Below are 8,823 nucleotides of genomic sequence, written 5' to 3' on the forward strand. Positions count from 1 at the left end.
TGGGGGATGAGAACAACCCCCACTGATAGAAGTTTCACTTTATTTTTTTTACTGCTTTTATAAATAAAATTGTATAGCCTATTATGAATCCGTATCCTATTGTAAGAATGAGAAGCGGAACATAAACAGGTGGTGGACCAGCATCACTGGCCATACCAACTAAAAAGATTGGCATGATTGGCAGCATAATAACACCTGGACCAGCGCTAATTAAAAGAAGAGCACCAGACCCGATAACAATCCATGGCCAAATTGTTTTTTTTCTTTTAGATAATTCAGCAGTTATAAGCTTTGATGAATCTTCTGAAAAATTCTGCTGCTGCTCTTTTTTTACTTGATTATACGTTTTGAGAACATACAGAGCCCGTTTTATTGCCCAAACAGCAACGACGACAATACAAAGAGCCATTGTCATATAAATAATAGAAAAGAATGTTAACTCAGTTGGTTTCTGAAATAGAAGAACTAAAGTTATTATAATAGTTGGGGAAAACTGAATTAAAAATAATAATCCGCCAATTAGGACAAACCAAGCCCATACCGGCTTTTTCAAGCTAGAATCATGCATGCGTATTCCCCTTTACTTACACTAAAAATTTTAGTTATACTTTTTAAAATGAAAATCGATGCTAAATTCACTCATATTTGATCGAATTCAGTAATTTGTATGTTCATGGAATTTATTAATTTCCTCATAGGATCTGACACAGTTTCTTCCATCCTGCTTTGCTCTATATAAAGCCTCATCAGCAGATTTTATAAAATCCGCTGATGTTTTATCCTTTGTGGGAATAATAGAGGCAGCTCCCAAACTTATCGTTACATAGCTGTTAATTTGCGAGCCGTCATGCGGCATTTGCAAATCTTCTATAGCAATTCTAATATTTTCAGCCGCTGCTTCAGCACCTTCATAATCAGTTTCAGGGAGGATTACGCAGAACTCTTCCCCTCCATATCTAAACACCATATGTCCGGATTTTTTAACAAGATCGTTAATCTCCATAGCGACACTTTTTAAACAGTCATCTCCCTCTTGATGGCCATATGTATCGTTATATGCCTTGAAATAATCAATATCAAGCATAATAAGAGAAAGAGATGCAGAATCTTTTAACGCACAGTTCCATTCCATTTCTAAACGCTCATCAAAGGTACGGCGATTCCATACTCCTGTCAATCCATCCCTTGTAGATAATTCACGCAAGACTTTATTAGCTTCCTGGAGCTTATGCTCGACCATTTTTCTTTCTGTTATATTACGGGATATAACGATTATTTGAGGTTCCTCCGACCCTTTTTCCTGCAAGCATTTAATCGAAGATTCAAACCAAATATACTCCCCATTTTTTCTACGAATTCGATAAGTGGATACGACATAACCCTCATTAAGTAAGATTTCATGATTGCCTTTTATCATTTCTATATCATCCGGGTGAATAAAATAGTAGCTGTCATGCCCGAGCACTTCGTTATCTTCATATTGCAGTATTTCTTTTCCTGCTGGTGAAACATAAAGATACTTTCCTAATGAATCATGGATAGTAATCATATCGCTTGAACTCTCAGCGATCATTCGGAATCTCTCTTCACTTTTTGCAATGGAATGTATATGGTTTTCAATTAGTTCACCCATATTATTAAAATTATCACAAAGTTCCTGAAGTTCTTTTGCATCCTCATTATAGTCTGTCTTTATCAAACGGTATCCGTAATTACCTTCTCCTATTTCTCTTGTTCCTGCTAATACTTTACGTATGGGAGCCTCCACTTGATTTGCTACCCGAATCATTAAAATATAGACTATGAGAATTACGAATAAAATAACTAAGAAAAATATAGTTGCCATATTATAAAAAGATGCATAAATTTCACTTTCAGCTATTTCTCCAATAATGAGCCATTGATTATTATGAACCCATCTATAATCTCCCAGTACTTTCTCACCATTATGAGCTATGTAAAATCTATTAGTCATTGTATTTCCTTCTAATGCTTGCTCATATATTTCTGATTTTATGTTCTTTCCTATTCTACCTTGCCGTGATTCACTAATTAACATACCGTCCCTATTCACTAAATAGGTTTCTCTTCCATTATCTTGAAATTGACCCATCACATTATTAATCGTTTTTATCGAAACAGGTCCGAATACTAGTCCTCGAAAACGTTTTTTATCATCGTAAACAGGAACAGAGAAAATAATAATAGGTTTATTAGACTGTCTGCCAATCAATACATCGGTAATAAAAACATTTCCCTTTTTTGCTTCCTTATAATATGGTCTGTCAGACAAATCCAATCCTATAGGTCCTGTCGTATCAACTTCCGTAATTCCATTTTCATTAACATATACGATACCGGTAAACTCCAAATGATTTCTATCAAATACTTCCAATGCTTCTTGCATTTCTGTCACTTTTCCAGCTTTCACCGTTGGAAGTTCAGCAACAGATTTAATATCTGACAATCTTTCTCCAAACCATTGTTCAATCATTAATTTCTGCAAATTAATCATTTTTTCAATGCTAACATTAGCCTCTTCCCGCTTAGTATGTTTCCCTATTATTACAAACGGGATGGAAGCTAATAGCACTAATAGTATAATAAAGCAGATAAACCAAAATCGTAACCTTCCCTTTAAACTTGATATTCTAAGTAATCGAAATACATGGTTAAACGACATTTCTTCCCCATTCCCCCTTTATTTCGCACACAAAAAAGACCAACAAATGTTGGTCGGTTGCATCACTAGCTCCTTATACTTCAGATGCCCAAGTTAGAAGTATAATTCACAGCCCCAATCTTATTTTTTATAATAAATTATGTATTTATAGAAAATTTCTTTTTATTTACCAATTTCTAATAATATACTACAAAACAATAAATTTCAATATTTTTTAGTTCTTTTTACCTACATATAAATTGTCATGAAAAATAATAGAGGAGATAATAACGGAGAGTAATTGTTAATTGCAGTTTTTTATAAAAGAAAAAGGAGAACGTTATTATTAATAACTCTCCTTTTCTTTATTCTATAAATTTATAAATCTTTCGTAAATTGACCAGCAGCATTTCTAAATCCTTTTCGCTCCTAAATATCTCTTCTTCCAGTAACTATTACCTATAGAGCTAACACTTACTCCTTGTGATGAAGAGCTATGAATAAATTTATTGTTTCCTATATAGATACCTGCATGTGAAGCTCCTGATTGATAAGTTTGAAAGAATACTAAATCACCAACTTGTGGACTTGAAACCTTTTGTCCCTTTTTATAAATATCTGAAACTGTTCGTGGAATAGCTGTATTTGAACTTTTCTTAAATACATAGCCTATAAAACCGCTGCAATCAAATCCCTTTGGTGTAGTTCCTCCCCATACATATGGCACACTTAAATATTTTTTCGCTTCTTGTACCCGTTTAGCAGAAACATTTCCTTTCGCACTAGTATTTTTAACACCTAATGCTTTATATGTACCGGCACCTACAATGCCATCTGCTTTTAAACCTTTAGCTTTTTGAAAGTTTACTACAGCTTTTTGTGTTGATGACCCAAAGTATGTAGTTGTATTTCCCTTAAAGTATCCCCCGTTTTTTAAAACCTGCTGCAGTTCTTTCACATCACTGTGAGTTGTTCCACTCTTTAATGTCCTATCGCCTAATGCTGCTTCACTATTGAGTGGACTAGAAATCAACAATCCTGCTGCTATAACAAGTGATGTAACCATTTTTTTCATATTATTTCCCTCGTATCGTCTTTTTTTCATATATTATCATGCGAAAGTAACAACTATGTTTAATTGAGATGACAACTACATTACAAAATTCGACAATCACTGTAAAAAAAGACATGAACCAAGAGAATACCCATATGAAAAAGGACCCAATTAGAGGTCCTTTCAAGTTAACAATTATTTCTTATTTTCCTTATAAAAATAAACTAGTGGATTAATAAAAGCTAAAACTACTATTATAAGAAACATATAAGAAGAGAACTCGTCTCTACGTAAGTCAGTCTCATCAACTGCAAGTGAAAATGTTCATACAGATCATTCAGACATGAATCATTCCAGCTCAGGAGAGGTTCCTGAAGATTTAAAAGAAACGGAAAATCCGACTTATAAAATTGGAAGCCAGGCTATCCTTGAAGCTGATCATATGAAAGGGATGAAAGATGCTAAAGCAACAATAGTTGGGGCCTACGATACTACAGCCTACGTCGTTTCGTATACTCCTGTCACTGGCGGAAAAACAGTAAAAAACCATAGATGGGTTATTCATGAGGAAATAAAAGAAGCCGATAATGAGACGTTAAAACCTGGAACAAAAGTGACATTAGAAGCTGACCATATGGAAGGAATGAAAGGTGCAGCAGCTGAGATTGAGTCCGCCGAGAAAACGACTGTTTATATGGTAGACTATATGCCAACTACCGGCGGCGATGAAGTAAAAAATCATAAATGGGTAACAGAAAGTGAGTTATCAGCGCTTAAATAAATACATAAGAGCAAAAAAAGGATCTGAAATGATCCTTTTTTTGCTAAATATTATTTCAAACAGACTAATAAAATTTTTTCTTATAATGACTTAAAGCAAGCAACGGAAATAAATATTCATAGCTTTCATAATGAATATAAAATCCTCCCGGGAGACCTTGCCCTTTCGGATATGATGTTGTCCAGTCATTCTGTTTCCAAGTTTTTAATAAAAACTCTATTCCCCTTCTAATAGACGGAGTCTCTTCTTTCTCCGCTGCTATCAATGTATCCAATGCCCATGCCGTATGAGTTCGGGTGCTATTGGCAAGAGGCGTATACTTCTTATTTACATCACTTTTACATGATTCTCCCCATCCGCCATCTTCGTTTTGAATGGTTAACAACCATTGAACCGCTTTTTGAATGGCCGAATGCTTCCTCTCTGTTCCCACCGCCACTAGGCCGGTCACCGCCGCCCACGTCCCGTAAATATAACAAATTCCCCATCTTCCGTACCAGGAGCCGTCTTTTTCCTGATGCTCGATAAGCCACTTTATCCCATGTTTTATGAAAGGATGATGGTGATTTAATTTAGTAAAGTTCCCGAAAAACTCTAATGTTCTTCCTGTTAAATCTGCGGTTGAAGGGTCCAGCAGCATCTTTCCTCCTCCTTCAACAGGAAGCCAGGCAAGATAAGATTTATCAATGTTTTTCTCAAATGCCGCCCATCCTCCGTCATCATTCTGCATTGATATAATCCAATAGACAGCACGGTCCCAAGCCTGATGATACGTATTATTATTCAAAACGAGGGATCGGACAGCTCTTAATGAAGCAGTTGTATCATCAATATCCGGATTAATCGTATTAATATTTGAAAATCCCCATCCGCCGGGCAATACATTCCGGTTATGAATAGCCCAATCACCATACAAATGCTGCTGCCTCGATAATAAATACCGGTTTGCCTTTTGAATAGCTGATGATAAACTCGAAACTCCCGCTTCCTGTAAAGAATAGCTAATAAGAGCCGTATTCCACACAGTCGCTGTCGTATACTGAATATGTGTCTCATCATTAATTTTAGTCTTAAATGTTTTTAAGCCTGCAACAGCATGGGTAATAATCGGATGCTCGTTTGAATAGCCTCTTGCCAGAAGAGCGAAGATCATAAAAAAGGTTGAGCTGAAATAACTGTAAAATGTTCCATCCGGCTCAATCCGCTGCAGTATATACTGCTCAGCACGGCTTAATGCCTGCCTGCGAAGTTCTTTCGGATAGCCGATAAGACGATTGATTCCTTCTTGTATAATAGAAAGGAACGATCTCCATTCCTTTAATTCCCGTTCCCAGTCCCCTTCATCTCTTAAGATAGATAAATCAGACAGATCAGGCGACCTTTTTGTCTTCCTGCTGAATTTATAATGGGCAGCGACAAATATAGGAGTCATATTCGCTCTTGCATAAATCGAAAAATCAAAGAAGTTCGGCAAAAGAATAACCTCAATCGGAGCCAGGAAAGATCTCGGCCATTTATACTGGCCTGTTAAAGCTAACATCATTTTTATAAACATGCTCGTTTCCTTTAAACCGCCATTGTTTATAATAAATTGTTTTGCTAAAAGCATGTCTGGATCATTTTTTGTTTTGTATCCTGAATAAAGAATGGCATAATAGGCTCCTACTGTTAATGAAAGATCCCCTTTTCCATCAAAAAACAGCTTCCAGGCTCCGTTCTTACTCTGTTTATTCATAATTCTCTCCGCTAATGAAAAAATCAAATCTTCATCATTTATTTCCAGAGTCCGTAATAAAATAATCATATAGCAATCTGTCATAATTCCTGTCTCAAACGGATAAGACCATGTTCCATCACGGTCCTGTTTTTCTATCAGAATATGTACTAATCGGTTTATTTCCGCTTCCACCATTTGTTTCATATAATAATCCTCTCTTTATTAAAAGCATTTTTTCCTATACATATGCGTTTTTGCGTAAGTGCATTCCTATGCTGGGAGGGAAACAAATGGATGTCCGCTTCTTTCTTAAAAAGAAAATAAAACAAACAATCCCTCTCGAAATCATAAAAGAATTGAAAATGAAAAGTAAATCCAATACTTTTAAAAAATCAAATATAACAGTACAGGAAAAGGAACTCGTTCAATCTATTAAAGAAAAAACAGATGAATTAAATAGAAATAATATTACGAGGACAAAGGCATATTTAGATTTTTTTAAACAGCATCCTGAAATCCACTGGGCATTATTAGCACATATGGTTTCAAGAAACAGCGGCTGGCTTATGACAGATTTAAAAGGAGATCTTCTTCCGAAATTATTATCAGAGAAAGAACAGCGGCATTTCTTTTTATTTTTAGAACGGGGGAACTGGTTAATATTCCAAGATATTTATCCGCAATTATTGCTTTATAAGCAAAGTTTACAATGGAAGAAAAATCTCTTTTATCTCCTTCCCTGCTTGCATGTATCTGCTTTCATGGAAACGATGTGGAATTATTTTTGGAAATATGGGAACCATTCTCTTTTAACTGCTGCCATTATTATTAATGAACAAAATTATTTAGAGACTCATGCTGTTCAAAAGGAACATTTTCAAAAAACAGTTTTAAATACGATCGGATTTAAACTATATGATTTTCTGCGTTTTAATCATATTATTTTCCCCTTTTATAAAAAGGGAGAAACAGAGAAACCGAGTTTGACTGGAGAAACGGTACGTCATTTTGATTCCCTGCACGAAAGAATTTTATTAGGAAAGCGGCTGTATTCCATCCTTTTTAAGGAAAAGTCCACTTGGCAGAATGTTTTACTTTGGGCTGACAAACATCCGCATACCGGTTCCAGAAAAGATTATTGGAAGCATTTATTCCATGATATAAACGAGTCCATACCAGGATCTGTCTATCACCGAAGAACGGAAAAATGCAGACTCAAAAAAGGCGCACATCCTATATACAGTCCCCCTCTTTCGTTCGCTTGGAAAGATGTTAATCATTTGCAGGTGAAGGAGCAGGACTGGTTTAATGATTGGACAATTTTTGAGTATTTAGAAGAAGAGAAAACAGCTGATGGAGAGATTTACGAAGAATACTGTAAAACGATCGAGAAAATGGAGCTTGCAATTATTGCGAAAAAGACGATTTTTCTTAGACGAGATTAACAATTTTCTATATCCATTAGAAGGAAAATATTTTAATAGCTCATTGTAAACCTTCCAATTATAATAAAAGGATGTGCTTTACAAGGAGGAAAACAATTGAAAAAGACATTCATTTCAGCAATAGTCACATTGACTAGTTTATTTATACTTACTTCATGCTCCAATAATGAATATGAAAAACTCATGGAAAAGGGACTCAAAAGCTTAGGCGAGAAAGATTACCATCAAGCGGCGATTTATTTTGAATCAGCATTACATGAGAAAGAAGGAGAAAAAAACGCCTCCTCCTATTTTACTCAAGCGAATGAAATGGAAACAGCCATTCAAGCTTATAAAAAGAAAGAATTCGATGAAGCAATCGATTCACTAGACAGAGTAATCGATGAAAAGGATGGCTTACAAACTTTACAAACGGAAGCGACAACATTAAAAAAACAAATTTTGACCGAAAAAGAACTAATTACTTCTGTTGAGAAAAAACTTATCTTCATTAAAGAGCTTCTTAAAAAGAATAATGACAGTGAGGCACAAGAACAATTACAGCTTTTACAGAAAGAGATCAATTCAAATAAACTATTAGCAAACTACCAATCTGAGGTAACTAAGCAACTGGAACAAGTTCAAACTGATTCAAATAATAGTGAAGAAGAACCAACAAAAATAGAAGAAAATAAAGAAGAACAAAAGATCTCTTATCAAACATATACAAATGGCCGATTCGGCTTCTCCGTACAACATCCATCCAATTTCATGATAGACCCACCCCCGACGAATGGTGATGGAGCTGTTATTCATAATGAAGAGCTGGAAATTACAGCCTTTGGCAGTCACACAAACGTTATTAGCCAAAATGAGACGATTGATACTTATTATAAAGAAGATCTTCAAACGATTGATACAGAGATTGCTTATAAAAAGCTCACCGATAAATGGTATGTACTTTCCTATATAGAAAATGGAACGATCATTTATAAGAAATTTTTCTTTGGTGACGAAGTATCTAATACTCTTATTCTTACTTATCCTGAAAGCCAAAAAGAGAAATATGATCCTGTTGTTACTCATATTGCTAAAACATTCGGTTCTTCTGCTGAATAATTTCATAAAAGGTACAAGTCCTCATTGTACCTTTCTCTTTTTTATCCCAGCCTTAACGGGCAGTAA

Annotated in this window: 6 protein-coding genes, 1 pseudogene and 1 riboswitch; of the genes and pseudogenes, 3 read left to right on the forward strand and 4 right to left on the reverse strand. The window is 35.2% G+C overall.

Annotation, left to right across the window (positions count from 1 at the left end; all coding sequences use genetic code 11):
* Positions 1–34: 34 nt before the first annotated feature.
* The 3 genes from BFA01S_RS19390 to BFA01S_RS19400 all read right to left on the reverse strand — a co-directional run bounded on the left by BFA01S_RS19390 (position 35) and on the right by BFA01S_RS19400 (position 3,737).
* Positions 35–568 carry a hypothetical protein gene (locus BFA01S_RS19390; protein WP_066234773.1) on the reverse strand — a complete coding sequence of 178 codons (534 nt, stop codon included), beginning with the start codon at positions 566–568 and terminating at the stop codon, positions 35–37.
* Positions 569–655: 87 nt separating this feature from the next.
* Positions 656–2,515, reverse strand: coding sequence for a diguanylate cyclase domain-containing protein (locus BFA01S_RS19395; RefSeq protein ID WP_169800515.1), 1,860 nt, complete (start codon positions 2,513–2,515; stop codon positions 656–658).
* A gap of 210 nt (positions 2,516–2,725) precedes the next feature.
* Positions 2,726–2,808: riboswitch (cyclic di-GMP riboswitch) on the reverse strand.
* Between the two features lie 266 nt (positions 2,809–3,074).
* On the reverse strand, positions 3,075–3,737 hold the full coding sequence (locus tag BFA01S_RS19400) for a C40 family peptidase (RefSeq protein ID WP_066234777.1): 663 nt from the start codon (positions 3,735–3,737) through the stop codon (positions 3,075–3,077).
* Between the two features lie 310 nt (positions 3,738–4,047).
* Between BFA01S_RS19400 and BFA01S_RS19405 the strand changes: the two are divergent.
* Positions 4,048–4,497, forward strand: a pseudogene (locus BFA01S_RS19405) (YdhK family protein); the annotation flags it as partial.
* A 64-nt stretch (positions 4,498–4,561) separates the two neighbouring features.
* Here BFA01S_RS19405 and shc read toward each other — a convergent pair.
* Complete coding sequence (gene shc / locus BFA01S_RS19410; protein WP_066234779.1) at positions 4,562–6,418, reverse strand: squalene--hopene cyclase; 1,857 nt, start codon at positions 6,416–6,418, stop codon at positions 4,562–4,564.
* A gap of 86 nt (positions 6,419–6,504) precedes the next feature.
* On the opposite strand from shc, the gene BFA01S_RS19415 reads away from it, so the two are divergent.
* On the forward strand, positions 6,505–7,659 hold the full coding sequence (locus tag BFA01S_RS19415; protein WP_066234782.1) for a DUF2515 family protein: 1,155 nt from the start codon (positions 6,505–6,507) through the stop codon (positions 7,657–7,659).
* A 96-nt stretch (positions 7,660–7,755) separates the two neighbouring features.
* The gene (locus BFA01S_RS19420) at positions 7,756–8,757 is read left to right on the forward strand and encodes a hypothetical protein (RefSeq protein WP_066234786.1); all 1,002 of its coding nucleotides are present in this window, start codon (positions 7,756–7,758) and stop codon (positions 8,755–8,757) included.
* Positions 8,758–8,823: the final 66 nt, after the last annotated feature.

The sequence above is a fragment of the Metabacillus fastidiosus NBRC 101226 genome (assembly GCF_001591625.1).
Classification (GTDB): domain Bacteria; phylum Bacillota; class Bacilli; order Bacillales; family Bacillaceae; genus Metabacillus; species Metabacillus fastidiosus.